Annotated in this window: 18 protein-coding genes, 2 pseudogenes and 1 CRISPR repeat array; of the genes and pseudogenes, 9 read left to right on the top strand and 11 right to left on the bottom strand. The window is 35.4% G+C overall.

The annotated features are described in order from the left end of the window. Nucleotides 1–737 precede the first annotated feature (737 nt). From RIV7116_RS01175 to RIV7116_RS01165, 4 genes are all read left to right on the top strand, one after another. Nucleotides 738–1,805 (top strand): glycosyltransferase family 4 protein, encoded by a 1,068-nt coding sequence (locus RIV7116_RS01175; RefSeq protein WP_015116426.1) that lies wholly within the window; start codon nt 738–740, stop codon nt 1,803–1,805. A gap of 63 nt (nt 1,806–1,868) precedes the next feature. Next, nucleotides 1,869–2,051, top strand: coding sequence for a hypothetical protein (locus RIV7116_RS36755; protein WP_015116425.1), 183 nt, complete (start codon nt 1,869–1,871; stop codon nt 2,049–2,051). A 204-nt stretch (nt 2,052–2,255) separates the two neighbouring features. After that, nucleotides 2,256–3,284 (top strand): zinc-binding dehydrogenase, encoded by a 1,029-nt coding sequence (locus RIV7116_RS01170; RefSeq protein ID WP_015116424.1) that lies wholly within the window; start codon nt 2,256–2,258, stop codon nt 3,282–3,284. A 462-nt stretch (nt 3,285–3,746) separates the two neighbouring features. After that, a complete protein-coding gene (locus tag RIV7116_RS01165) occupies nt 3,747–4,340 on the top strand; it encodes a hypothetical protein (RefSeq protein ID WP_015116423.1) in 594 nt (197 codons plus the stop codon). A 241-nt stretch (nt 4,341–4,581) separates the two neighbouring features. Here the strand turns inward: RIV7116_RS01165 and RIV7116_RS01160 are convergent, their stop codons facing one another. Both RIV7116_RS01160 and RIV7116_RS01155 read right to left on the bottom strand, forming a co-directional pair. After that, nucleotides 4,582–4,932: a hypothetical protein gene (locus RIV7116_RS01160; RefSeq protein ID WP_015116422.1), complete on the bottom strand. Its 351-nt coding sequence runs from the start codon at nt 4,930–4,932 to the stop codon at nt 4,582–4,584. A gap of 198 nt (nt 4,933–5,130) precedes the next feature. Next, on the bottom strand, nt 5,131–5,850 hold the full coding sequence (locus tag RIV7116_RS01155; protein ID WP_015116421.1) for a response regulator transcription factor: 720 nt from the start codon (nt 5,848–5,850) through the stop codon (nt 5,131–5,133). A 1,448-nt stretch (nt 5,851–7,298) separates the two neighbouring features. Between RIV7116_RS01155 and RIV7116_RS01150 the strand changes: the two genes are divergently transcribed. After that, nucleotides 7,299–8,582, top strand: a complete 1,284-nt coding sequence (locus tag RIV7116_RS01150; protein ID WP_015116420.1) for a hybrid sensor histidine kinase/response regulator — start codon at nt 7,299–7,301, stop codon at nt 8,580–8,582. Nucleotides 8,583–8,680: 98 nt separating this feature from the next. Then, nucleotides 8,681–9,805: a hybrid sensor histidine kinase/response regulator gene (locus RIV7116_RS01145; protein ID WP_015116419.1), complete on the top strand. Its 1,125-nt coding sequence runs from the start codon at nt 8,681–8,683 to the stop codon at nt 9,803–9,805. Nucleotides 9,806–10,082: 277 nt separating this feature from the next. Here the strand turns inward: RIV7116_RS01145 and RIV7116_RS01140 are convergent, their stop codons facing one another. Further along, nucleotides 10,083–10,520: a response regulator gene (locus tag RIV7116_RS01140; protein ID WP_232435755.1), complete on the bottom strand. Its 438-nt coding sequence runs from the start codon at nt 10,518–10,520 to the stop codon at nt 10,083–10,085. Between the two features lie 901 nt (nt 10,521–11,421). Between RIV7116_RS01140 and RIV7116_RS01135 the strand changes: the two genes are divergently transcribed. Continuing rightward, nucleotides 11,422–11,622, top strand: coding sequence for a hypothetical protein (locus RIV7116_RS01135; RefSeq protein WP_015116417.1), 201 nt, complete (start codon nt 11,422–11,424; stop codon nt 11,620–11,622). A 122-nt stretch (nt 11,623–11,744) separates the two neighbouring features. Next, a CRISPR array of direct repeats spans nt 11,745–15,809; the repeat unit is 37 nt; unit sequence GTTTCAATCCCTGATAGGGATTTAAGTTGATTTCAAC. Between the two features lie 227 nt (nt 15,810–16,036). Here RIV7116_RS01135 and cas2 read toward each other — a convergent pair. Then, complete coding sequence (gene cas2 / locus RIV7116_RS01130; RefSeq protein ID WP_015116416.1) at nt 16,037–16,309, bottom strand: CRISPR-associated endonuclease Cas2; 273 nt, start codon at nt 16,307–16,309, stop codon at nt 16,037–16,039. A 28-nt stretch (nt 16,310–16,337) separates the two neighbouring features. Next, nucleotides 16,338–16,571: pseudogene (locus RIV7116_RS01125) on the bottom strand (type I-D CRISPR-associated endonuclease Cas1); the annotation flags it as partial. 136 nt (nt 16,572–16,707) lie between these two features. On the opposite strand from RIV7116_RS01125, the gene RIV7116_RS36750 reads away from it, so the two are divergent. Together RIV7116_RS36750 and RIV7116_RS01120 are read left to right on the top strand one after the other, a co-directional pair. Next, the gene (locus RIV7116_RS36750) at nt 16,708–16,962 is read left to right on the top strand and encodes a helix-turn-helix domain-containing protein (RefSeq protein ID WP_232435754.1); all 255 of its coding nucleotides are present in this window, start codon (nt 16,708–16,710) and stop codon (nt 16,960–16,962) included. Next, nucleotides 16,940–17,707, top strand: coding sequence for an IS630 family transposase (locus RIV7116_RS01120; RefSeq protein ID WP_232435753.1), 768 nt, complete (start codon nt 16,940–16,942; stop codon nt 17,705–17,707). Before RIV7116_RS36750 ends, RIV7116_RS01120 begins: the two co-directional genes overlap by 23 nt. On the opposite strand, the pseudogene cas1 reads toward RIV7116_RS01120, so the two are convergent. The 6 genes and pseudogenes from cas1 to cas10d form a co-directional block, all read right to left on the bottom strand. Then, nucleotides 17,705–18,478 (bottom strand): annotated as a pseudogene (gene cas1, locus RIV7116_RS01115) (CRISPR-associated endonuclease Cas1); the annotation flags it as partial. The gene RIV7116_RS01120 and the pseudogene cas1 overlap by 3 nt on opposite strands. 99 nt (nt 18,479–18,577) lie before the next feature. After that, nucleotides 18,578–19,171, bottom strand: a complete 594-nt coding sequence (cas4, locus tag RIV7116_RS01110; RefSeq protein WP_015116415.1) for a CRISPR-associated protein Cas4 — start codon at nt 19,169–19,171, stop codon at nt 18,578–18,580. A gap of 237 nt (nt 19,172–19,408) precedes the next feature. Then, nucleotides 19,409–20,251, bottom strand: coding sequence for a CRISPR-associated endoribonuclease Cas6 (gene cas6 / locus RIV7116_RS01105; RefSeq protein WP_015116414.1), 843 nt, complete (start codon nt 20,249–20,251; stop codon nt 19,409–19,411). Between the two features lie 233 nt (nt 20,252–20,484). After that, nucleotides 20,485–21,216: a type I-D CRISPR-associated protein Cas5/Csc1 gene (cas5d, locus tag RIV7116_RS01100; RefSeq protein ID WP_015116413.1), complete on the bottom strand. Its 732-nt coding sequence runs from the start codon at nt 21,214–21,216 to the stop codon at nt 20,485–20,487. A gap of 2 nt (nt 21,217–21,218) precedes the next feature. Then, nucleotides 21,219–22,262, bottom strand: coding sequence for a type I-D CRISPR-associated protein Cas7/Csc2 (gene cas7d, locus RIV7116_RS01095; RefSeq protein WP_015116412.1), 1,044 nt, complete (start codon nt 22,260–22,262; stop codon nt 21,219–21,221). Between the two features lie 150 nt (nt 22,263–22,412). Then, on the bottom strand, nt 22,413–25,826 hold the full coding sequence (gene cas10d / locus RIV7116_RS01090; RefSeq protein WP_015116411.1) for a type I-D CRISPR-associated protein Cas10d/Csc3: 3,414 nt from the start codon (nt 25,824–25,826) through the stop codon (nt 22,413–22,415). Nucleotides 25,827–26,005: the final 179 nt, after the last annotated feature.

Below are 26,005 nucleotides of genomic sequence, written 5' to 3'. Positions count from 1 at the left end.
CAAATGAATATACAAATTAAATGCGTAGCAGCTTATTAACTAATAAACTACTGAGATCGCATTCAGTTACCTACTAGTCCTTTGCATTAATTGTGAAGGGTATATAGCAATTAAAATATTTTCTACCCCCTCTACCTCTTCTTCCCCCTCTACCCCCTCCCATCCTTACTCGTCAGAATTAATGAAAAAGACTACTAGTATGTGACTGAATTTTATAATCTTTTATAGTCATTCCTGCGGAAAAAAAGATGGTGATACGAGCATTTGGTTCCCTCGACACTAACAAGCAAGATGCTCGCATTGCGGAAATTAATTGGAACAACTACATTACCTGTTACCATCCTAAAAATTTTAATTTGCAAACCTCCTTTTAACTCCTTTTATAGCCTCTGTAAAACTCATAAAGCTCCGAAACACCGTTACAAAAGTCAAATATCCCAGAAAAACTGTATCCTGAGATACCAAAAAAAGTATTATCTATGATCCCCTAGATAGATGATATGAGAAACAAATAACCTGTACGTTGGTAAATGTAGTTGCTTGATAACAAATTGTCGATAACCAGAGAAAATCGGAATGTCTGTCTATATTTTATTAACAAGACAGAAAAATAATCATTCTAATTTTTTGCTCGGTTAATTCAGTCTTCGATTGGTGAGTAATTCATTCTTCAACCAATCGACATCGAAGTCCTAATATAATAAGGACTTTTTCAATTGCAAAAACATAAATAACTTATGAGAATCGCTCAAGTAGCCCCTTTAAGGGAAAGAGTTCCGCCTCCTTCTTATGGAGGAATAGAGTTAGTAGTAAGTCATTTAACCGATGAATTAGTTCGTCGGGGTCATGAAGTAACTTTATTTGCTTCTGGTGACTCACTTACTGAGGCTAAGTTGGAAGCTGTTTGCGATCGCGCTTTGCGTTTAGATCCAAATGTTATCAATTATGATGCCTACGAACTGCTCGAACTAAGCCAAGTTTATCAAAGAGCAGCGGAATTTGATGTAATTCATTCCCATTTAGGTGTTTTAACTTTGGCTTCAGCAGGGTTGGTGACAACACCGACAGTACATACTCTGCACCATAGCTTCAATCCTGATACTGCTAAGATATACACCCATCACTATAAACAGCCATACATCAGTATCAGCAATGCCCAACGTAAGATAGACCTCAATTACATTGGAACCGTTTATAACGGCATTGATGAAAACAATTATCCATTTGTTGTTGAGCCTGAAAATCCACCCTATTTAGCATTTTTAGGAAGATTTTCTCCACAGAAAGGTCCTCACCATGCTATTTCGATTGCCAAGCAGACAGGTTGGCACTTAAAGATGGCAGGTAAGGTTGATGACCTTGATAGAAAATTCTTTGAGCAAGAAGTAGCCCCTTATATTGATGGCAAGCAAATTCAATATCTCGGCGAAGTCTCTCATAATGAAAAAGCTGAGTTACTTGGAAGAGCTAGTGTAACCCTATTCCCAATTACCTGGGAAGAACCTTTTGGTTTAGTAATGATTGAGTCAATGGCTACAGGTACACCAGTGATTGCAACTAACATGGGTTCGGTTCCTGAAGTTGTCAAGCATGGTGTAAGTGGTTTTATCTGTCAAAGTCATGAAGACATGGCATCATTAATTCCTCAAGCTTTGCAACTCAGTCGTTATAGCTGCCGTAAGTATGTAGAAGATACATTTACTATCGGCAAAATGGTAGATGGGTACGAAGCGATTTACAGAAAAATCATTGAAAATCGCATTCAAAAAAACGGTTTCATTCATTCGACAAAAATCAAATGTTGATTCACTTATAAAAGTGCGTTTTTATCAACACCTTTTTAACTTCTTTAAAGGAGGACTAGATTTGTGAGCATTAGAACTAATAGCTGTCCTTGTTGCGGTGGTTCCTTGCTAAGGCATATTCGTCATGCTGAGCTTTATTGGTTTTGCCAAAATTGCTGGCAAGAAGTTCCGCTTTTGAGAACAGCTAGCATTGATGCTGAAGCTAGAAAAAAGTCCAATGTTCCTTCCCAAGTTATAAGATCCTAGTCTCTGATAAATAAAGACTAATTCACTTTTAAAAAGTTCTTGGCTCCACCTGGTAAAATCGGGTGGAGTTTATTATTTTTATAAGAGAATTGGGCATTGGGCATTGGGCATTGGGAATTGGTAATTGGTAATTGGTAATTGGTAATTGGGAATTGGGCATTGGGCATTGGTAATTGGTAATTGATATTTTGGGGTTTATTTATAGTGATAGCTGCGTTGCTTTACGGTAAAGAAGATTTACGTTTGGAAACGGTTGCAGATCCGACTCCTGTTGATGGTGAAGTTGTAATTAAGGTAGGTGCTGCGACTACCTGCGGTACGGATTTAAAAGTATGGTTACGCGGTGGTCATGCGAAAATGCTTAAGCCACCAACACTTTTTGGACATGAAGCTGCGGGGGAAATTGTGTCGGTAGGGAAAGGTGTTACTAATTGGAAAATAGGCGATCGCGTTGTTGCCAATAATTCCGCACCTTGCATGAATTGTTTCTTCTGCAAGCGCCAAGAATATTCCTTGTGTCCGAATTTAACTTGGAATAACGGCACTTTTGCTCAATATTTAAAAATCCCCGCGCCGATAGTAAAACATAATCTGTTAAAAATTGCCGATAATTTACCTTTAGAATTAGCAGCTATGACTGAACCTTTAGCTTGCGTTTTACATGGGGTAGCGCGTTCTAATGTCAAACCTGGAGATACAGTAGTAGTTCTCGGAGATGGAGCAATAGGTTTGATGTTTGTAGCAAAGTTAGCTGGCGATTGCTCCGCCCAAGTATTGTTATTTGGTGGTAACGAGCAAAGGTTGAAAATTGCAGAAAAGCTAGGCGCTGCAAAGACTTTTAATTATCATCAGGTAGCTGATATCTCTGCAACAGTAAAAGAATTTACGCAAGATTTTGGTGCAGACGTAGTTATAGAAGCGACAGGTGTTCCTAGCGCATGGGAAACAGCAATTACCTGCGCTCGTCCTGGTGGTACAGTTAACTTATTTGGTGGATGTCCGCGCGATTCAACAATTACAGTAAATACGGAGCAGCTGCATTACAGCGAACTAACTTTAAAAGGAGTTTTTCATAACACCCCTGAATATGTTAAACAAGCATTATCTTTAATTTCTAGTCGCAAAATACCTTTTGAGTTACTCATCACCCAAAACCGTCACCTAAAAGATTTGGAACAAGTATTTAACGATATGCGCCAGCGGAAAGTAGTTAAAGTTGCGATTAGCAGTTAGTTTATCAACCATTACCAATTACCTATTGCCAAGCTCCACAGATATTACAATTGCCAAAATTATTGTAGCTAATTTCAGTTGAGTGAAGTACGTTAATTGACTTCACCCCGCCCTCCGGACACCCCTCTCCTTACTAAGGGGCTACGGTGATACAAGTAGTTAAAAGCATTGCTCGCCAGGGACTGCAAGTCCCTATCTAATAGCAGAAGTCCTATAAATAGGACTAAGTATGATGTTTTATTTTGTACATAGTTTTTCAGTCGTCTTTAGACGACTTTAGCTATTAGACGGGGACTTATATTCCCCGGCAGAGTTGTGTGTACACCGTAGCCTTACTAAGGAGAAGGGAAGGGGTGAGGTTCCGCTACATTACCCATCTTCCTTTATCACAATTTCTGGCTTTAACGTTAATTAAATAAAAAAAAAGGGAATTCTATATACAGAAACTCTCAAAACTGAAAAATGATTAAGAAATCTCTATTGCAACTTTTAATTTTACCTTTAGCATTTGTGATATCCAGCCCTGGGGCAGCTAAGGCTTTACCGGGACAATCTATGGAAGATGTTGAACTTTGGATTAAGGCACATCCTACATTAAGCCCTCGTAGTGGAGAACGCTTTTTGGTCACCAAGACTGATACAGCGGCTCAAAGATTCAGTTTTCAGGCAATGGTGTCAGCACCTGGGAAATTAACTTTCTCTAATAACCGCAGTAAAAGCCGCACCGAACGCATATCTATGTATGATGCCATCAATGGTATGAGTGTGGATAAATTGAAAGAATCTTTACGTGTAATCTATGGCTTAGATGTTTATCAAGATTATAAAGGCGCTCGGGTAATTTATGAATACCCCAATCAAAGCGCAATTAATGCAGCACGTTTCGCTAGAACTCCCGTTAGAGAAGCTTTAAAAGGCGAGCTACGTGTAGGTTCTCGTTATGCTTACTGGGTAGAAGTTGCCCGAGGTAAAAATGGTAAAGCTTTTACAGGGCAGATGACGGTTTTCCTTAAATCCGATTTGGATAAGTTAGAAGAAGAATTACGAAATCGTTAAAGAAAAAATATTTGTGTTGGGAGCATCTTGCTCCCTAATTAAAGCAAACCAGACACTGCGGCATATTTTCAAATTCTAGAAATTATTTTTTGTAAATTATATTAATTCCGGTTGCACCGGTTTAGGATAAAAAACCGCAGAGGAAGAGGGATACAAAGAAAATTCTAAATAATTTCGATAAAACGGAAACGATATTATTTAGTATTACCAAGCAGCTAAAAACTATCTAACTACAATTATTCTATTGATGCACGTTGTGCCATTCGCCAGAAAAAATACTTTCAGTTGCGTTTGCGATTCTCAACAAATCTTCTTTAAACAGCGGAGGCCAATCTACACCTGCTTTTAAACCTGCTGCAAATAACTGCTGAGCTTTCACAGTTAACAAGTATAAAGCATAAATAAGCTCTCTTTCAAGAAGATTAGAATCTTTCAGAGCTTCAAATACCACTTTTAACGCTAGCAAAATTGAGGTGATTTGACCGGGAATTGGTGGCTTCCCCTGTCTCATTCGATTTAGTAACGCATCAGAATTGCTTTCGCTTGCTATAGTTTGATTTAAAAGAAATTGATGAGCGGTTTCGTAGTTCATTACACAGAGCTTATGGTATATATTAAGCCACAACAAACCAACACTATAGCAAACTTGTGATGAGTGACTTGAAATAGTTGCAAATTTTATAGTCAAATATTGCTTCGGCTTTCTTTCCTAATTTTTGAGAACTATTTTAAGCAGTCAAAACAATCATGAATCGCTAATTAATCAATATGACAATTTAACTTTATAACATTATGTTACTAATCCCGAACGCAATGCTCTAACTGCTGCTTGCGTGCGATCGTCAGCACAAAGCTTGTTAAGAATATTACGAACGTGAGTCTTTACCGTACCAACTGTGATATACAACTGCTCGGCAATTTCGCCATTGCTTTTTCCCGCTACGATTAATTCAAGTATTTCTAATTCTCTTTGAGTTAAGGGATAGGTTTCTAAAACTTGCTCGTACTCGCTAGAAAGTGCTTCAATTTTGACTGTCTTTGCTTGAGCAGATATTTGTTCGTCCGAGATTTCCTGCCTTATCTGCTGCAATACTATATTAGCGATCGCTGGATCTATCCAAGAATTGCCGGAATAAGTTGAGTGAATAGCTTCAGTCAACTTATCAATGCTTGTATCCTTCATATAATATGAATCAGCCCCTGCTGCAAAAGCAGCAAGTACGGTATCATCCGTATGATTCATGGTTAAAACCAGAATTTTTGTAGAAGTATCATTTACGCTACTTTGATATTCTCTAAACTTACGAGTAAGCTCAATACCATCAATATCTGGTAAGCCAATGTCTACAAGCGCTACATCTGGCTTCATGCTTTCTAACATTTTTAGCCCTCTCGTACCATTAGCAGCTTCTCCTATAACTTGCAATTCGCTATTTGCCTGTAGGGCAGCTTTTATACCCATTCGAGTTAAATCATGGTCTTCAATTAAAACAATACTAATTTCACTCATCGCTATGCTCAGCTTATTTTTTATTTAATATATCTCAAAATCTTCTTGAAGGTTGAATGTTTTATCATATGCTTCTAAAACTAAAGATAGATGTTTTTGTCTCAACAATACATCTGTCGATAGAAGCAATGGCTCCTTGTTTAATTAGACCTTTGATATAGGTCAATATATAACTGAAGATATATGACAAAATCAAGATGATTAGTTCGCAACTTCCGATCAAATTTATAGATATCAAATATATATATATCTCTCATTTTAATTCAAACTATAGCAAATTCAAGTTTCTGTAAAGCGCTAAGGCTGTTTATACTAAAAAAGGGCAATATATTTTGAACTTAGACTATGATTATAGGCTATAATATAGTTCTTTATTTTAAATAAAAGTTAAGACGCTCCAAACTGAAATGAAGCTCTACGGATATAAACACATTTAAGCTTGGTGCATAACTGTTTTATATCTTATCTAAGACAGATATAAGACAGAATATTATCTAAGGCGCTCGCTAAAACTATTTTGTATCTAACTTTTTTCCTATCACTATTGATTTATATAAGCTAATTATTTTAAATATAAAATGACTGATTGCATCCCGAATTCAACAAACACTCTATCAACTGGTTTGCTCTTACTACAAGCATGATAAGCCGCACGATACAGCGTGAATATTTTGTTTTTAAGTTATTAAGAAATCAATCAGGAATAGAGCTAGTGCTGCAAAATGTCAATTTATAAACAAACTCATACTAAAGACTGACGACGAATAAAAATGTATTTACGTAAAATATGTTCAGTTTCAAAAAATGTATAAATATTAACTCAAAAAATAAAAAGTTTAAACAACTTATTTTTATTACTTGGCTTAATATATATCCATTTGCTTCAGATTTACGGCACAAAACTTATGCTGTTTCGTCAAGCTGAGTAAATACGGAGTTCTCCAAAATACCGGATTTGCGTTTTATCAACTGCAGTACGGATATATGAGACAATAAAATTTAGTTAAGTAATTACTAAGTAATTATTGACTAATTATTTATTTTTCATTGTAAGCTAACTATTTATATTTTTTATTGTTGTAAAGATTGAATGAAAGACTACAAAATCAAGCGTTTGAATAAGTTTATAATATAGCTGTGATATGTATTATTAGTAAATAGATTGATTATAATTTCAGTGCATATGAACTAAATAATTGAAAAATTAATTTTGTATAACGAGCGCGAAAAATGGCTTAAATACATTGAATTTAAAATTAAAATTCGCATATAGATGAAAATACCAATATTAATGATATTCTCATTGAATGTATATAAAACGTATGAAAATAATTAAGTTTATCAAGCATTTAGAAAAGTAATATAATAATTTTTAAATAGCATAAGATGTTCGATTGATTGATTAATTAATATCTGATAGCCGAAGTAGCAATTAAGGCGAAACAGTGATGGATGAGAAGTTAAAGATTCTAATTATTGAAGATGACGAAATCGCTAGGACGAAAATACTTCGTGCTTTCAATAACTATGGTCTTGAACAAAAACAATTAGAAATAGTTGCAAGTCATAAAGGTATAGATACTTTTGAGGATAATTATTTTGACTTTGTATTTTTAGGTAATTGTGGCTCTCATGCTCAAGCTATAGATTTATTAAAAGAACTAACCAACTTCAAAAAGTTGGTTCCTATTATAGCTATTGTCGAAAATAACGATGAACTCAGTGCAAAACAATTTATAGAAGCTGGGGCTATTGATTATCTTAAAAAATCGTCATTCTCTAAAGAAATTTTAGAATCTGCACTGCGTAATGCTCTACGAATCTACGGAATTCAAGCTCAGCTAAATCGGCTCCATCAGCAGCTAGAACAAAACAACAAATTAATTCTCAATCAAAAGCAACAAATTGAGCAACAACAACAACAAATTGCAATACAAAAAATTAAATTAACCGAAGTATTTGAATTAAAATCGCAATTTTTGGCAACTATATCTCACGAATTGCGGACTCCGATGAATGCAATAATTGGGTTTTCTCAGTTATTATTGCGTCCAAAGTGCGGCATAATCTCAAAACCACAAAAAGATATGGTAGAACGTATTCTTAATAACGGCAAAAATTTATTGATGCTGTTGAATGAAGTTTTAGATTATTCCAAGCTACAAGCAGAAAAGTTAGAATTAAAACCAGAAAGATTCGATTTAGCAAAACTGGTGAAAGTTACCGTTGCGGATATGCATTCTTTCGCAGAAGCAAAAAAACTTTCTGTGAATGTCGATATCAGTTTAGAAAATCCGACTTTATATAATGATTCGCTGCGGGTGCGACAGATTCTAAACAAGTTACTTTCTAATGCAATTAAATTTACGCCAAATGGCTGCGTAGAAATTAAAGTTACAGATATTTCCGACAACAATATTGAATTAGTAGTTGCAGATACGGGAATTGGTATAGCTCCTGAGAATATACAGCATATCTTTGAACCTTTCAAGCAACTCGATCAAAGTACTAATCGTAAATTTGAAGGTACGGGTTTGGGTTTATCCATAGTCCAAGCATTAGTAAGGATGATGGACGGTAAGATTACAATTGAAAGTGAATTAGGACAAGGTGCATTGTTTCGTATAGAATTACCACGGCAAGTATCATCTGTTTTAGATCGAGAAATTGCTAAAAAAAATCTTGATTTATCTTCAAGAAGGCTTATGAGTCATCAAAAAGGAGAGTATTAACGAAAAAATTCATCAAAATAGCAGGGGTAACTACGACACGTATCTCTCTAAACCCGCCTTTTCTATAATATGTTTCCAAAATTTGTCAAAATTAAATTATGTCAATTCAAGATTCGCAGGTATTAGACCGTATATTAGCAGTTGACGATATCCCCGACAATCTGTTTTTAGTCCAGGCACTTTTAGAAAGCGAAGGATACGAAGTTAAATTAGTAACTGATGGTGGAACAGCAATAAAAGAAGTTAAGAAAACTCCACCAAGTTTGATACTTTTAGATGTAATGATGCCGGAAATCGATGGTTACGAAGTTACCCGACGTATTCGCAGCATTACTGATGATAACTATATTCCTATCTTATTAGTTACAGCTTTTGACGACGTTAGCGTTGTTGAGGGTTTGGATGCTGGTGCAGATGACTTTATCCGTAAACCTTTTGATACTGACGAGCTACTTGCCAGAGTACGCAGTCTTCTGCGCCTTAAGCATAGCATCGACGCACAGAAACAAATGGCTCGTCAGCGTGAAGATTTTGTTTCCCGCTTAACACATGATTTACGAACCCCTTTGGTTGCTGCGGATAGAATGCTCAATCTGTTTTTGCAAGAAACATTTTGCAAAATTTCCCCCGAAATGAAAAAGGCGATCGCTGCAATGGTTCGTAGTAATAATAATTTATTGGAAATGGTGAATACATTGCTAGAGGTATCGCGGTTTGAAGCAGGGAAAAAAACCATGAACTTTGAAAGCTGTAGCATGTATTCTATAGTTGAGGAAGTAGTTCAGGAGTTGAGTCCCTTAGCTGAAGAAAGAGATTTGCAGCTTGAATTCAAAAATAATTTAACCGAAGAAAGTAAAGATAAGAGTGCAGTAAATGGTGATAGATTAGAATTGCGGCGTGTAGTTAGTAACTTAATTGGGAATGCAATCAAATTTACCGATGAAGGTCAAATAGAAGTACGTTTATCCGAATTTACATCTAATGCCGGAGAAGAATGGGTAAAAGTAGATGTAGAAGATACGGGATATGGAATAGCAGAGGAAGACAAAACAACTATATTTGAACGTTTTCGCTCCGGTAAAAACAAACGTTCTGGCAGCGGTTTGGGACTTCATCTATCCAACAGAATTGCAGAAACTCACAATGCAAAAATAGAGTTTTCTTCCGAACTTGGCAAAGGTAGCATATTTACAGTTGTACTACCAAAAGCATCAGAAGATTAAATAATATTAGAAGTAATTAAACAAAATTAATTACACAGTGTCATTGCGAATTGAACGGAGTGAAACGAAGCATTCAGCGTTCACCTTTATGTGCGGCAAACGTTCCACTCGCAATGACAAATGCACGATTAATTTAGCCTCAACTTATCCGTTATGATAGGTAGTTCATAACTATTAATTAGTTTAAAAGCTATTGAAATTTAAGCCGGATAATAAGTAGCTAACTGAACCTAATTTTATATTTTAAAACAAAAATAGTGAAAACATAACTTAGTGATTACAACTTATCTTGACCAACAACATATTTCGATGAGCTATTTAATTTTCCACAAATATAAGGAAATATCATTTCCTCTAATTCTTCAATCAAGTAAGGTTTAATAATATAGTTATTAAATCCTGCTCTAATAATATTTTCGCGATTCTGTTCCGTAGCTAAAGCTGTTACAGCAATCGCAGGAAGATCGCAAGTTAAAGGTTCTTGTCTCAAAAGTTGTAAAATATCGATACCGCTAACATCTGGTAGAACAATATCAAGCAGTATTAAATCGGGGTGGTGTTCTTTAGCTAAAATTACTGTTGCTTCACTTCCAACTCTTTGAAAAATAACTCTACAACCCAGGGACTCAAGAATATGACTGATTAAAAATAAATTATCTTCATTATCTTCTACTACTAAAACTAAAGGTGGTTCGCAAGTATGATTTTTGTCCATTGAAAATGTATTTGCCAGGTTCATGTATTTTCTAGAGAATTTCATGCTGATTAGCCGCACAGTTAGAAAAATAAAGAAGCATTAAGCAAATGGTAAGCGTTGGATATACTTAGCACTCGTTTAAAACTGGCTCATCTATTTACTCTATCAAGTTGATATTCTTTGCTCGTATCTTCTCTACGAGGAGCAGACATTACAAGCTGATAGGTTTTCAATATACTTTCTGATTATAAGCAAAATAGGAGTAAAATATAAGCAATTAGTTAAAAATACTCAATATTTTTAATAAAGTATTTACTTGAAATTGATAGGATTATTTCTTATCAAGTATTATTTATACTAATTGACAATTAATCTCTATCTGAAACTATTTTTAGTAAAAGTTCAGCTTAAAAAATTATTAGCTCTAGTTATAATAAGTCAAATTTTTGTTTCTTAAAACGCTCTTAAAAATAATAATTCGCGAACCTATCTATGCTATTGTTACTATAAGCAAATATATAAAAAATCTATTCCAAACCTTATAACAAAGTAGTATGGCATACTAATTTTAACTTGCATTTTATCAGTACGTCAACAAAAAAACACGTTATTTATACCAATTCTGTATGAGGCTGCGCTAAACGCCCTCACTCTGTAAGAGTGGGGCTAACCAAACAAAGCCCCTCTTCAGGGGCTGAATTCGGCGCATCTTTATAAAGAAATGGTATTAGCAACATATCCCCATATCCGCACTTTTGTGATGTCAGTTTCGGATACAGCTGTCGCTGCCGCTTCAATCTTACTTGCCTGTTTTTATCATTGTGTATTATAATTGTAGTATAGATAATTGCGAGTTAAAAAAACTCCGGAAAAGGTAAATTTCTTAGCCTCCTAAATATTAAATTTAAAAAGACTGAAGATGATTCATATCAGATTTGAAGGTCGTTCTTACGATGTAGAACAAAGTAAGTTAGGATTAGAGCAAAATATGAGCGATACAGATATCAAGCAGCGTTTAGCGCAGCACTTTGATGTCGCTGTCAATAGTTTTCAATATTATGTCATTGACCGTCGTCCTAATGGTGATTTGATTATTAGACCAGAAGCTGTTTATGGTTGACACTTTCCCTGCTGTGAATGAGATGTAGATAGGATAGGGAAGATAGTCCAACTACCTACCAATTAATCTCTCCTGATATTTAATGTGGTGAAGTACTAGAAAAGAGTTTAAAAAATGATATTATTTCAATCCCTGATAGGGATTTAAGTTGATTTCAACTTTAGTAAGAAAAAATGTTATCGAAAAGACTTATCTGTTTCAATCCCTGATAGGGATTTAAGTTGATTTCAACAAAGTTTTGGATGGATTATATGTTGAATCTATTCGTTTCAATCCCTGATAGGGATTTAAGTTGATTTCAACTTTGAAAGGTTCTTCAAATGAAATATTTTTGATAGTTTCAATCCCTGATAGGGATTTAAGTTGATTTCAACTCTCCCAAAAAGGGCAGGTATACGAAGGTGGCGCTTATTATGTTTTAATCCCTGATAGGGATTTAAGTTGATTTCAACTTATCTTGCAAAGGTAATAAATCTGTCCTTACAGAGTTTCAATCCCTGATAGGGATTTAAGTTGATTTCAACCTGATAAGGCAAGATGCCATAGCAAACTTAGTATTGTTTCAATCCCTGATAGGGATTTAAGTTGATTTCAACATAAAAATCAAATTTATCTTTTAGAATTTGCTTAGTTTCAATCCCTGATAGGGATTTAAGTTGATTTCAACTCTTTGAAGAATCTCATGGGCATTGGCTTGTAGGTTTCAATCCCTGATAGGGATTTAAGTTGATTTCAACATTTTTTATGGATTATTTTTGTTTCTTAATTATTTTGTTTCAATCCCTGATAGGGATTTAAGTTGATTTCAACCGAGGATATTAAGGTGTTTTACGCTGAGGCTAGCGTTTCAATCCCTGATAGGGATTTAAGTTGATTTCAACGATTTGTTTTCTGTAAGTTCCCGTATCTTTTTGATGTTTCAATCCCTGATAGGGATTTAAGTTGATTTCAACTCATCCACAAACAACACGCCTTCAGGAGCATAAGGTTTCAATCCCTGATAGGGATTTAAGTTGATTTCAACTTGTATAAGGTCATATCGGTAGGGCTGTCACAAAGTTTCAATCCCTGATAGGGATTTAAGTTGATTTCAACTATCAATTTTTGAAGATTGTAATATTAATCTTTTAGTTTCAATCCCTGATAGGGATTTAAGTTGATTTCAACCATATAAGTTAATGTTTAGCATTTCGCAAAGCATTGTTTCAATCCCTGATAGGGATTTAAGTTGATTTCAACAAGTATCCTATCCCATTGGACATACACTTTACCATATTTCAATCCCTGATAGGGATTTAAGTTGATTTCAACTTTTGGTACTCCATCTACAATTATTTTTACTATAAGTTTCAATCCCTGATAGGGATTTAAGTTGATTTCAACTTCTGTTGATTTTATAAATACATTTAGCAACAATGTTTCAATCCCTGATAGGGATTTAAGTTGATTTCAACAATCTGAAGATTGCAAAGATATACACAAAAGGAGGGTTTCAATCCCTGATAGGGATTTAAGTTGATTTCAACAGTAGTTACTCCACCAATAACAGCAGTTCCTATTAAGTTTCAATCCCTGATAGGGATTTAAGTTGATTTCAACTTGCAACATTAAGAGTTTATCGTCCCAAAGGACAATTGTTTCAATCCCTGATAGGGATTTAAGTTGATTTCAACATCTGGATCTTTCCTGATTTCCTTCCAGGCATAAGTTTCAATCCCTGATAGGGATTTAAGTTGATTTCAACCAAAAGTATGTCTTAGTTGATGTGCTGTAAATTTAAGTTTCAATCCCTGATAGGGATTTAAGTTGATTTCAACTCAATCAGAGTTGCTGGGCTTGGTTTTTTCGGGGGTTTCAATCCCTGATAGGGATTTAAGTTGATTTCAACAACTGTGGATTATTCCCTGCATTTTTTCAGGAAGGTTTCAATCCCTGATAGGGATTTAAGTTGATTTCAACTAGATAGACAAATGTTTTCTCAAGAGTTGAATCAGTTTCAATCCCTGATAGGGATTTAAGTTGATTTCAACATTAGTTCGTGCAAAGATTAATGTAAATTATCTAAACGTTTCAATCCCTGATAGGGATTTAAGTTGATTTCAACGATAGGGGCAAAGAAGTGGAGATTCATTGTCACGGTTTCAATCCCTGATAGGGATTTAAGTTGATTTCAACTATTACATCTCAGTCTAGGCTAAAATATGCAATTTGTTTCAATCCCTGATAGGGATTGAAGTTGATTTCAACAGGTTATTTTCCCAAGTTTCATTAATCTCAATAGGTTTCAATCCCTGATAGGGATTTAAGTTGATTTCAACAAACTTGCAATTAAAAGCTTCTATAAGGCTTCAAGTTTCAATCCCTGATAGGGATTTAAGTTGATTTCAACGTAGTCAAAGCTGTACGGATTCCTTAGATGTTGGTTTCAATCCCTGATAGGGATTTAAGTTGATTTCAACTCATAGGCTCAGGCTTAGAAGATTTCAAGATTGAGGTTTCAATCCCTGATAGGGATTTAAGTTGATTTCAACAATTTGTTTGAAGCCTATGATTCTAGTATTTTCCAGGTTTCAATCCCTGATAGGGATTTAAGTTGATTTCAACATTGATGTGGGAATGGCTTTTAAAGAAAGGTAAAGTAGTTTCAATCCCTGATAGGGATTTAAGTTGATTTCAACATTCAGCAGGTGCAGCCGTAGTGCTAAATTCTTTGTTTCAATCCCTGATAGGGATTTAAGTTGATTTCAACATCACTGGCAGATAAATGTAAAATTACTGGCGGATGTTTCAATCCCTGATAGGGATTTAAGTTGATTTCAACTCTTTTTATTCAAGCAGAATGCATCGTGTTTCTCAGTTTCAATCCCTGATAGGGATTTAAGTTGATTTCAACGGTTCTAGTGGTGTTACAAACGGTAAAAAGCTTGGTTTCAATCCCTGATAGGGATTTAAGTTGATTTCAACTTTTTTCTGCTTGTGTACTATTTTTATCTGCTAAGTTTCAATCCCTGATAGGGATTTAAGTTGATTTCAACAATTTCCGAAGCAAATCTTCCAGAAATATATTTTGCGTTTCAATCCCTGATAGGGATTTAAGTTGATTTCAACTGATTTTTCTTGTTCTTTTTCATATTTTTATTTTGTTTCAATCCCTGATAGGGATTTAAGTTGATTTCAACTTGTATGCGCCAATTAAATAATTTAATCCATGATTGTTTCAATCCCTGATAGGGATTTAAGTTGATTTCAACAAACTGGAGCGCTATCGAAGCGGGGATGGAATCTGTTTCAATCCCTGATAGGGATTTAAGTTGATTTCAACATTGGAATATTTACGAAAAAGATCTGTTAGAGGTTTCAATCCCTGATAGGGATTTAAGTTGATTTCAACTTTTCCTATCATTATTTACATGTAAATCAATAGGATGTTTCAATCCCTGATAGGGATTTAAGTTGATTTCAACTTTCCTTTTTTGTGTTTGTTGTGATTCATATATTTGTTTCAATCCCTGATAGGGATTTAAGTTGATTTCAACTGAGACAATGTATGATGTATTTAGAGTTGTTAAGTTTCAATCCCTGATAGGGATTTAAGTTGATTTCAACATTTTCATAGAAAGAGAAGAAAAAAGTTGTAGATATAAGTTTCAATCCCTGATAGGGATTTAAGTTGATTTCAACAACTCAACTTATTTGAGGATTTATAGTCTTTTTTTGTTTCAATCCCTGATAGGGATTTAAGTTGATTTCAACTTCTTGAATCTGCCCTTTTTGAGTCAGATATACTCAGTTTCAATCCCTGATAGGGATTTAAGTTGATTTCAACTTTGAGTATGAGTATTCCAGGCAAAAAGGTCCAGATAAGTTTCAATCCCTGATAGGGATTTAAGTTGATTTCAACCTCAACACTTCAAGGAAGGTTATTCAGATTAATAAGTTTCAATCCCTGATAGGGATTTAAGTTGATTTCAACTTGGCAAGCTTTAGCAGTAGGTACTACCTATCTAGGTTTCAATCCCTGATAGGGATTTAAGTTGATTTCAACATAAAGCCCGATAATAAAGATGCAGGTAGCAAGTTTCAATCCCTGATAGGGATTTAAGTTGATTTCAACGCGGGTCGCTTTACCGTGCTTTCTTACTTTCTCCCAGTTTCAATCCCTGATAGGGATTTAAGTTGATTTCAACTGTGGGCATCTGAAAGCCTTTCAATATGAGGTTTTCAAGGTTCGGTTTCACGGATGGGTTAATCATAGCACGTGAAAGTTGAAATGAGAAGGGTCGGAATGGCTGAAACCCAGTCTGGGTAAGCTTCGCGGATGGTCCTCGACACTTTTTAGTCTCAAAAGCTTGCTACATATGGGATTCAGCCATTTTTTTCAAAACCTGTTTTTCAACAGTTACCCATCCGTGAATTAAGCAAAGAAAATACTATCGTCGCGAGGTTGTTCCCCACCAATACGTTCTACTTTACCAAAGCAGCAGGCACATAAAAAATAAAAGCGGATGCTATCGGTGTCGGATTTAATTAACTTGTTCAAACGACTTCTTAATCTAGCATATTGAGTATCGGTAAGTTGACACTCAAAAATGCTGTATTGTACCCATTGTCCGTAAGATTTAAGAACTTTGTGAATTTTTGTGCGACGTTTATCTTCGGAAATATCGTAACTGACAACAACATTCATTGATTGTTATATATGATTTTTAACTTGATTACCAACGAACTAACGGTGGGTATTTATCGGTTTCACCCATCAAATATTTTCCTAATAATCTGGCTTGGATTTCAAAAGCCTCTTGGTAGCTACATTTGCGTTTCATTACCGGATGGGTGAATCTAGTTTGTTTTTTTTGGGTATAGAGTTTGAGAAATGTTTTTCGTGCTTCTTTGGTGAGAGAAACAGCATTGCTTACGGGTTCGGTTTCAAAATCTTTTGGTTCAATCAATCCCTTAAGTACCAGCGCAAAATTAATTGTGTATTTTAAAATAATTTTCAAAAGAATTATTTTGAGGTATAAAAATATTATTCGCTTCTATTTTGTGAAAAAATAGTATGAGCGTTCAATATAAAGTTTTTATCAAATGAGACATATTAAAGGGTTAAGTAAAGAAACATTAAAAATATTAGATAGAATCTATCAGGAAAGTAAATATTATCAAGTAAGAGAGAGAGCGCACTGTATAAAATTAAGTTTTCAAGGCTATCAAATATCAGAATTAATTAAAATATTTAAAGTTAGTCGTAATACAATTTATAATTGGTTTAATAATTGGGATTCAGAGAGTTTAGCAGGACTCTATAATAATCCAGGTCGTGGTCGTAAAACCACTATTTAATATTAATCAAGAAAAACTGATTAAACAATGGGTCAAAGAAACACCAAAAAATCTAGAAAAAGTCCAAGATAAAATTGAAAAAGAATGGGGAATACCAGCAAGCAAAGACACAATAAAAAGGGTGATGAAAATCGCCGGAATGGGTTGGTTTAGAATCAAGAGAAGCGTTGCTGGAAGCCCCGTTCCCGAATTTTACAATAAAAAGATTCAAGAATTAGAACGATTGAAAGAAAAAGAGCGGGAAGGAGAAATAGAAATTAGATATGTAGATGAAAGTGGCTTTTGTTTAATTCCATATATTCCTTACGCATGGCAAGAGAATAAACAAAAAATGACTGTCAAAAGTCAACCGAGTAAAAGAATTAACGTGTTAGGTTTTTTAACCAAGCAGAATGAATTAGAAGTATATACGTTTAATTGTAGCATTAATAGTGATGTAGTTATAGCCTGCATAGATGATTTTTGTACAAAAATTACTAAAAGAACTGTCTTAATAATGGATAACTCTTCAGTTCATCAAAATTCATTTTTATGGGATAAAGAACAAGAATGGTCACAGAAAGGATTAGATATTTTCTTTTTACCTACCTACTCTCCTCATTTAAATATTATAGAAATATTATGGCGATTTATTAAATATAAATGGCTAGAGGTGAATGCTTATGATAGCTATTCTGCTTTAGTTGAAGCTGTAGAAAACATTCTTATAAACTTTGGTTCAGAATATACAATTAATTTTGCATAAGTACTTATTTAAAGTAGATAACACCATCGCATCAACCACCAAAGGACGAAACTCCTCCATTAAATCCAAAGCTAGCGAAGGTCTTCCATAGCGATCGCAATGTAGATATCCTAGATATGGGTCAAATCCGACGATGTTAACTGCACCTTGGACATCATGTCTTAGCAGAGAGTAGCCGAAGCTAAGTAAAGAATTCACCGGATCTGTTGGCGGACGACGAACCCGACGAGTAAATTTAAACTCTGTAGTGCGAATCATTTGATCGAAACTACTGAAATAAGCAGCACTACCCGCACCCTCTAAACCTCTGAGAGAATCAATATTTTCTGTAGTGTCGATTGGAGCAATAGCATTTTCTAAGTGAGTGATATTTTTTGATAAATCGAGTTTTGCTGATTCTCTTTGACGACGAACCATAACATTGCGGTAATTTTTTAGCTTACCTCTGACAAAGCTTTGTACGGCACCAACAGATGTCGGTGAATTTTCAGTAGCTCGCCATTGCGCTTTGCGAAGAAAAAGATTTTTAGTAACTTCGGGTTCTAGTCTGCCTAAATAGCGACCGGTTTCTGTTAGAAAAGTGAGAGGAATATGACGTTCTAGTAATTCGTAAACTACCGCAGGTGATATAGTAGCTCGTCCTAAAACAACAACACCATCGACTTTAATTAAAGGAACATCTAAAATCTTATTTTTTTCAAATTTAACGGTAAGACGTTCGTCAACTTTTCCGACGAAAGAATCCATTTGTGTAATGTAAACAGTACCCATGATTAATCAGTTATTAGTGAACAGCGAGCAGTGAACAACGAAAAATATTAAATTAAAACCAAAACAAAAATCTAAAATTAAAAACCCCAAATTGAAGATTCATTGGGCTTCTTGATAGCGTTTGACTTTATCAACAGCCATCGGTAAGCATTGAGAATAAAGACTGCATCCTTTACAACGCTTGCTATAAATTGCGGGTGGCATTTTTCCAGTTTCTAATAACTGCGTAACATTAGCAATTGTGGCGATAGTTTCCTCTCTCAAATCGTCGTTTATTTCTACTAACTGACGCTTATTATTTTGAGCATAGTAAATATAGCCGGTAGTAATATCTTTCCCAGTCATTTCCTCCAAACATAGAGCTTGAGCGCAAACTTGTAATTCATCGTTATCCCATTCACCTTTTTTTCCTCGTTTATATTCCACGGGATACCATTCATCATTTTCTAACTCAATCAAATCTGATTTACCGATTAACTTATATTTTTCTGACTTCAACCAAATAGCGCGAATCTGCCAAGTTTCTTCCTGATTGTTTTCACTAACTGTGTGAACTCTTTCGTGTAAGCTAGTTCCTTCAATGGTGTATTGATTATCGGTAAATTCTCCCAAACAAAACATGCGCCAACAGCGATGGGGACAGTATGAATATTGGTTTAAAGAAGCGATGGTGATGTAATCTGTGTTGTTCATTGTTTGATTAAATTTGATTTAGATTGCTATTTTGGTAAACCTATCCCACCCGGAAATCAATTTCCGGGCTAATAGCCAAAGTCTACTTAAGTAGACTAAATTGAAAAAAATAAATCTATTTGTTGGGTTTGTTGGGTTATGTCCTAATGTCCCTCCGGGACACGCTCCGCTAACGGACACGCTCTGCTAACGTTCCTCAACCCAACCTAGGAACTCTTAACTCTTAACTCCTAATTCCTAACTCCTAACTCTCCTGCCCATTCCCATTCCCATAGTAGTTTTTCTGCCAATTCCGCAATACAAAGCAAAGTCAGCTAAAGCATTTATTTGTTTAATTTGGATTGCTTCAACATCACCCATGATTCGATAGCTAACCTCACCAACAATACCGATAAATTTGCTGCGCGAATCGGGAACTATTTCGGTATGGATGTTGATAAAGCTGGGGAAAATTGCATCAAAATTTAGATTTTCAAATTCAATACCGCTATATTTATTCCAGCGAGAAAGTAAAGATTTGAACACAGATTCCCTTGTCGGCAGCGTGCTGTCGTATTTCCCCTGTCTCCAAGCGGTAGGAGTTGCGAAATTGACAGAAATAATCCGCTCGGAATCGCTTGCTTGCTCGTATAGTTGGTTATAGCTACAAGCATTAGCCCAAGGTTGGGTAGATTGGGGAGTACCTTGGATGCTGGTAATATACAAATCGGCAGAGCCTAAATGCCAAGGCTGTTGGGGATTAAGATTTAGCCACAGTTGAGTTAATTTACCGAATAGCGCATCATCGAGTAGAGAAATTCGCCACCAACAGGGAGTACCTGTAGAAATCGCTTCTTGATGTTGGGATTTTAATATGCTTCCCCGCTTACTACCTTTAGCAATAGGAGAATTTCTTTTACTTATTTGTAAAGGGGAGAGCGTAAAAGCTTTATCGGCTTTAGAATCGTGTAAATGGGTTCCTAATTCTTTGTCAACCGAACTTACTAAGGTGAGGAATAAAGCATGTAGGTGTCTTCCGGTGAGGAATTGGGGGTAGATGGGGGATTTTGGGGTGAGGTTTAATATTAGACTGTGAGGCATTATTCAGTTAACAGTGAGCAGTGAGCAGTTATCAGTTATTTTGGCTTTTGGATTTTGTAGGGTGCTGTGACGCTATGAACAAATTTGAACGTAGTAATAAATAACTTTTTAGCGTCACGCACCAATTAACTAAACTCCCCCTTTACAAGCTGAAAATTTTATCGAATAAGTTTATCTGAAGTCCCCATTATTAAGGGGCATTTAGGGGGATCTACAATCTTCAGGCTATTTTATTAACCTTTAAACCGATATGCCATTTTTGCAGGAAGTTTTAATTTTTGGGAAGTGAAGGGGTTTTCAAATTGAAAAAATTCCCCTTTTGTAATAGTGACATTTTGAATCAAACTTACGGGAGGCATATTTACAACGTCGTAGCTGATAACTTGATTAGTAAACATCACATCAAGAGGATTTAAAGGATAAGGAAAAGTAAAGTCACCGGTTTTCGATTCCAATTTAGCTACTTGTTGAATTTCCACTTCAGCTTTACTCATCCACTTACCTAAACGAATCCATTTTGGTAATTTACCTTTTAACTCAATGTCATTTTTAGAAATAATAAAAAACTCAAACTGACTTTCCGGTGCAATTTCCTTTGCTCTGCCAAAACTGGGAATATTTTTTTGGGTTTTCTGCATCTCAACATGATAGTTATTATTGGCATATTTCCAGGTGTTGAGAACAGAAGTATGGTGAATTGAATGGGCTGGTGTGACGTAAATTCCCTGTTGATTTAATGGCGTTAAATGTTCTTCATATTTAGGAACTTGTTCGGGACAAAAGTAACGGTAGGAATGTTCTTCGGAAACTGTCGTAGCGTAAATTTCGCTATCTACTAATCCTAATGCGTAACACAATGCGTAATTGTGGATTACTGGTTCGGTTTCGTAGAGTCTGCCGATTTCGCGGGTTGCGAAATAAACGCTGTCGTGTAGTTCTAGCTGGCAGCAATAGATTATAGTCATGGCTATGAATTTGCTGCTGTTTCTTTATTTTTGTCTTTGTTTTTATCCTTATCCTTACTTTTAACCTTTATATGAACTTTGGCATATTCTTTAGCTTCAACATCAGCTTTTTTCAGCAGCTTTTTCAGTTCATCTTCGTTAGCTGTAATTGCTTTTACTTCTTTGAGTAATGCTGCAAATTCATCGTTGAGATAATCTTGATGGACAATAAATTCTTCAGCCATTTGTGATTCTATCGCTGTTTTCGCGGCTGTAATTACATCATCTTCATCCAAAGGTTCGGGAGAATTGATACTATTATTAGCTTTCATTTCATCATAAATTGCTTGAGTCCAACGTAGGTTACTAGTAATTTCACCATCAGCAAAAATTACTCCAATCAACTCATTTCTAACTCTTCCGGTACGGGTTGTTTGCGCTCCATAATGACGGGTACGCAATATATTATTTAAAACGTAGAGAAAGCTTGCTTCCGTGGGGTCTTTTAATGTGACAATGCTAGGGAAGAATACTTGGGGTCTAATATGGTCTTGTTGATTAATTCTACTAGTAACTTCACCGGGTTTAGAACCGTTTTCACCCTTCGATGTCATTGTCCCATTTTCAAAAGGAGCATTTAAAGTAAATGTTTCGTGAGATTCATCAAAAGGTGTAATTGAAAAAGCAGTATCTACAACAACTTTTGATTTTTCAGAACCAGAATCACCGATTGCGAAACCATAAATAATACAATCAGGGTTATCCATTGCAAATTTGACGTTATATTCGCATTCTTCATCTTTGACTAAACCATAATTACGCATTAATTCACGACCAACTAAACGTTCTGGTGTTGATTGTTTGCGTTTGAACATGGAAAGACGACTGATTGTATTTTTATCTTTCTTACCCGCTCTAACTCGCGATTTATTTAATTCTCCATCTGTTTGGAATAAAGGATAAGATTCGGTAACGCGAATTGTCAGGAAGTGAACGTATTTTCCCATTGGTTTGTAGGGAATTTCGGTGTGGAATAATTTGGAATCGATGGATTTTAGGAATGTCATTTGATTTTAGATTTTGGATTGTTTCTCGTTCCCTGGCTCTGCCGGGGAATGCTTTACTAGAGGCTCTGCCTCTTTAGAATGAAGGCAGAGCCTCCAGCTATGCGTTACCAGCCGGAGTCTGGTAACGAGTAGTTAGGAATAAATTCCTTACTACGAACTAATAAGTGTTTCTGAATCATTTTCTTTCTTAGAATCATTACCTTGTAACTGATTTTCTTTATCATTTTCCAGACGATAAAGGAATTCACAGGTATCTCGAATTAAGTTGATTTGTCTACCTGCTAAACGAGCGCGATCGCCTGCGAATGATTTTTCAAAGATATCCTCTACAAAGTATCTTGCAAATTCGAGTACTGCTTGTCTTTCTTCTTCTCTTTCTTTGTGATTAAATACCCACCTTCCCTCAGCGGTGGAAGCATGAACTCTATCCATTAATTTGAAAACTTCTGCTGCCACCACTAATACTAAACATTCTCCTGTATGTACGCTTAATTCAGCTTTGAGAATAGTTTCGGCTGCAATATCAATCGGTTTGAGTACCGCGTTAGACTTAGGATTATATTTCTTATTAGCTCTATAAAACCTCCGATAAAGTTCGGTTAGTTTTTGGGTATGACATAAACTTGATTCCGATTCCACAATTAATTTCTCCTGAATGTTGTCATATTTAACGTAAGCATCAAAACAAGGATAAAAGTCATAAGCGTAAAGTTTTATTTTTTCAATTCTTGCTGTCTCAACTCCTTGTTTTCTTACCCAACGGTTGAGATAAGAAAATACATATAGCGGACTGGTTTCAAAGTCTTTTGCTAATTCTGTAAATTTTCCCCAGTTTGCATCGTAACCGGATTTACCTTGTTTGGCATTAACATCAAGATGAATTGCATAAGCAGCTGTTAAAACGTTCAATGGTGCAGAATAAGTTTTATTATTATCTTGCCAACCTTCCAAAATATAATCTAAACGAAACTTATCTTGTTTAACTAAAGCCCGGAATGCATGAGGAGCGCTATCTAAAAACACGCTTTCTTCAAATTCAGCACCATCGTTAAAAGGTGGAATTGGTGATTCGGAAACTACAGTTTTAACATCTAAAATCATCGGGAAAGCAAATGCTAACCAACTTGGCATAATCCATGATTCGGTATCGCTTGAATCCCTTCCCGGAGGTAAAGCCATGAAGTAAAATGTTAATGGTTGGTCTTCGGGATAAGATAGTTTAAAAGTACGGTCTTTTTTATAATTTGGGTCATCTTCTGGTAGATTTTTTTGACTTTGTAAATCTTCATCAATTAAGAAACTGTCAACACTTTGATATTTGTCTTTCCCTAAATTCGCTTGTAAATTCTTGGGAATAAAATGATTGCGAATACTAGTATCAAAACGAGTTTGAGCAATACCGCTATAAGCTATCTGTAAAAACTTATTTGTTTCCGGGGTAAAATAATAAGTGGGATAAAAATAGAGATAGCGATACTTGCCATCTTCAAATCGTTTACCAACAGCTTGGGTTTGATTCATCAAAATCTGACGTAACATCATCTCTACACCTGCAATACTGGAAATATTACGTTTAGCATTTGAACCACCCAGCATTTGTTTATTCGTATAAACTTGAGGTGTAAATAAAACTGCTGATTCCATTTGTTCCGTCACAGTATAAGCAGAATGAGAAATCGAGCAAATTAACTGCTTTCCTCTACCGGATTTTTTCGCTGTATTGTAATTACTCAATTCATCAAGAAACGTTTCAACCTGATTTTCATTTGCTTCTCGATTGCTACCGGGTAACATTATCACTCGTTGAACCCACAGCCGTAAATCATCCCAACCGTCAGCAATTTGATATTGAGACACAATCGGTTCAATCAAACTTTGTACAAAGGTAATTACTGGTTGACAAACTTCTCTTATATCCTCAATTCCAGGATTATGTTCCAAATATTTTGCAGCAAGATAATACCATTCATAAGGAACACCCCCGGTATTCCCTTTTAATTTATTCTCCTTAAGACTTTCATTAATTCGTTGAATCGCTTTAACTTCAGGTAAATATTCAGTTAAATTCCAAAATTCTGCAACTTTGTGAATTAAATCTAATTGAGGTAATTCCGGTAATTTCTTATCCTTCTTCCGTAAAGATTCAATTTGTTTAACCTTCTCACCCCAAATTTTTCTAGCTATCAAATCACCAAATTCTGCTATTTGGTCAATTCTAATATCATCGCTAAACTTTAAATCAAAATCTGACGGTAAAACATCCTTCTCCTGAAACTTGACTAAATTATCGCTACGACTTTTAGCAACAGAATCCTTCTTCGGATGTAAAATTCTTAAAGTCGCATCCAAACCAACCTGCATTAAAGCAACATCATCAAAAAACAAGTTGTAATAGTCAGCATACTTCATCCCCTTGCCATCTCTACCAAAACCAGTTTGTCGCAATCGCAATTGACTAGCACAAAGCGATTTAATAGTACTAATAACTCTATCCGGTAAATCTTCTTGAGAAATAGCAGGAGCATCCCGCGAAGCTAGATAAATTACACCCGTTGGTAAATATAGCAACGGCTCATAACAAATATTATTTTCAGTATTTAAACTAGTATGAGCAGCTATAAGCGCATTATTTACAACATTAGTTAATACACCTCTATTTTCAGCAATGCTGTGATAAGTAAACTGCAATTCCCCATCACTTAAAGCCGAAAGTAACTCCTTAAATTTATAACTTTGTGCATCTTGAGGATGCTTGATAATCGAAGCCAAAGAATCAGCCAAACAGGTTAATTCCGATAGACACCGAAGAGTGCGATCGCGCAATTGTGGATTTAGTCCAAACTCCGAAAAATTCCAGTTAGTATCCCAGCGTCGTTGAGCATTATAAGCCATACACAACAAATCATCTAGATACTCTTGATAAGCTTCCGATTGGCTAGGATTGATAAACTTATCCAAACCCAACTGACGAACCTTTTGATCGATTATTCGACGGTGTTCCTCTATAGCTAACTTGCGACAATCATCAGGTACATCTGGGAATTTTTCAAAGTCGTGGAGAATAAACCCAGCAACCAGCAAACGACGTTCGACTTCTCCTACTACTCGCATGACCGTAGTATTAAGTTTTACTAATCGCCGTTCAATCAAATTAGCAGGAAATAACCCATTAAGTAGATGAGTATTTAAAGATTGATCGGCAGCATTATCCCTTCTAACTTTAGCTTTACCTGCCGCTGCTTTTTCTCGATCTAATTTATCAAAATACTTCCCACCTTTTGCAGTAACACCAATCGCTATCTGTAAAAGATTCGGTAATACATACTTGGCAAAATCAGCCATTACTTCATCATCAGGATTCTGCGCTTCAATAGCTTCTCGTAATAGCTTATATGTAAGTAATTCCTGCGCGGTTTCAACCGTTCTATCTGAAGTTTCAAAGCCAAAATCTACATCTTCATCGTCCAACCAATCATAATCTGAATCTTCTGATTGAGAATTATCTTCGATGTCAAATAATGATAATTGTTTGTGTTCTTCTAAATCGTTTATTTTTTTAGTCATTATTTCTGTCTCTCATACACCCACTGAATAATTGCTATATTTAATTTTATTTAAACTCTATTGTTGTATTCGGACATATCTTTAAATAATGTCCGTAACTGCTGATTAGCTACATCATGGCATTCAAAATTTAAATTGGCAAGGAATATCCGGACAAAGTGTCCGTATATTTTAAGTTG

Origin of the sequence: Rivularia sp. PCC 7116 (genome assembly GCF_000316665.1) — a bacterium.
Taxonomy (GTDB): domain Bacteria; phylum Cyanobacteriota; class Cyanobacteriia; order Cyanobacteriales; family Nostocaceae; genus Rivularia.
Note: the sequence above shows the minus strand (reverse complement) of the source record. Positions and strands in the feature narration are given on the sequence as shown.

Coding starts and splice junctions, on each gene's coding strand:
- RIV7116_RS01175 (WP_015116426.1), top strand. CDS start 738: ATGAGAATCGCTCAAGTAGCCCCTTTAAGGGAAAGAGTTCCGCCTCCT.
- RIV7116_RS01165 (WP_015116423.1), top strand. CDS start 3,747: ATGATTAAGAAATCTCTATTGCAACTTTTAATTTTACCTTTAGCATTT.
- RIV7116_RS01160 (WP_015116422.1), bottom strand. CDS start 4,932: ATGAACTACGAAACCGCTCATCAATTTCTTTTAAATCAAACTATAGCA.
- RIV7116_RS01155 (WP_015116421.1), bottom strand. CDS start 5,850: ATGAGTGAAATTAGTATTGTTTTAATTGAAGACCATGATTTAACTCGA.
- RIV7116_RS01150 (WP_015116420.1), top strand. CDS start 7,299: ATGGATGAGAAGTTAAAGATTCTAATTATTGAAGATGACGAAATCGCT.
- RIV7116_RS01145 (WP_015116419.1), top strand. CDS start 8,681: ATGTCAATTCAAGATTCGCAGGTATTAGACCGTATATTAGCAGTTGAC.
- RIV7116_RS01140 (WP_232435755.1), bottom strand. CDS start 10,520: ATGGACAAAAATCATACTTGCGAACCACCTTTAGTTTTAGTAGTAGAA.
- RIV7116_RS01135 (WP_015116417.1), top strand. CDS start 11,422: ATGATTCATATCAGATTTGAAGGTCGTTCTTACGATGTAGAACAAAGT.
- cas2 (WP_015116416.1), bottom strand. CDS start 16,309: ATGAATGTTGTTGTCAGTTACGATATTTCCGAAGATAAACGTCGCACA.
- RIV7116_RS36750 (WP_232435754.1), top strand. CDS start 16,708: ATGAGACATATTAAAGGGTTAAGTAAAGAAACATTAAAAATATTAGAT.
- cas4 (WP_015116415.1), bottom strand. CDS start 19,171: ATGAACAACACAGATTACATCACCATCGCTTCTTTAAACCAATATTCA.
- cas6 (WP_015116414.1), bottom strand. CDS start 20,251: ATGCCTCACAGTCTAATATTAAACCTCACCCCAAAATCCCCCATCTAC.
- cas5d (WP_015116413.1), bottom strand. CDS start 21,216: ATGACTATAATCTATTGCTGCCAGCTAGAACTACACGACAGCGTTTAT.
- cas7d (WP_015116412.1), bottom strand. CDS start 22,262: ATGACATTCCTAAAATCCATCGATTCCAAATTATTCCACACCGAAATT.
- cas10d (WP_015116411.1), bottom strand. CDS start 25,826: ATGACTAAAAAAATAAACGATTTAGAAGAACACAAACAATTATCATTA.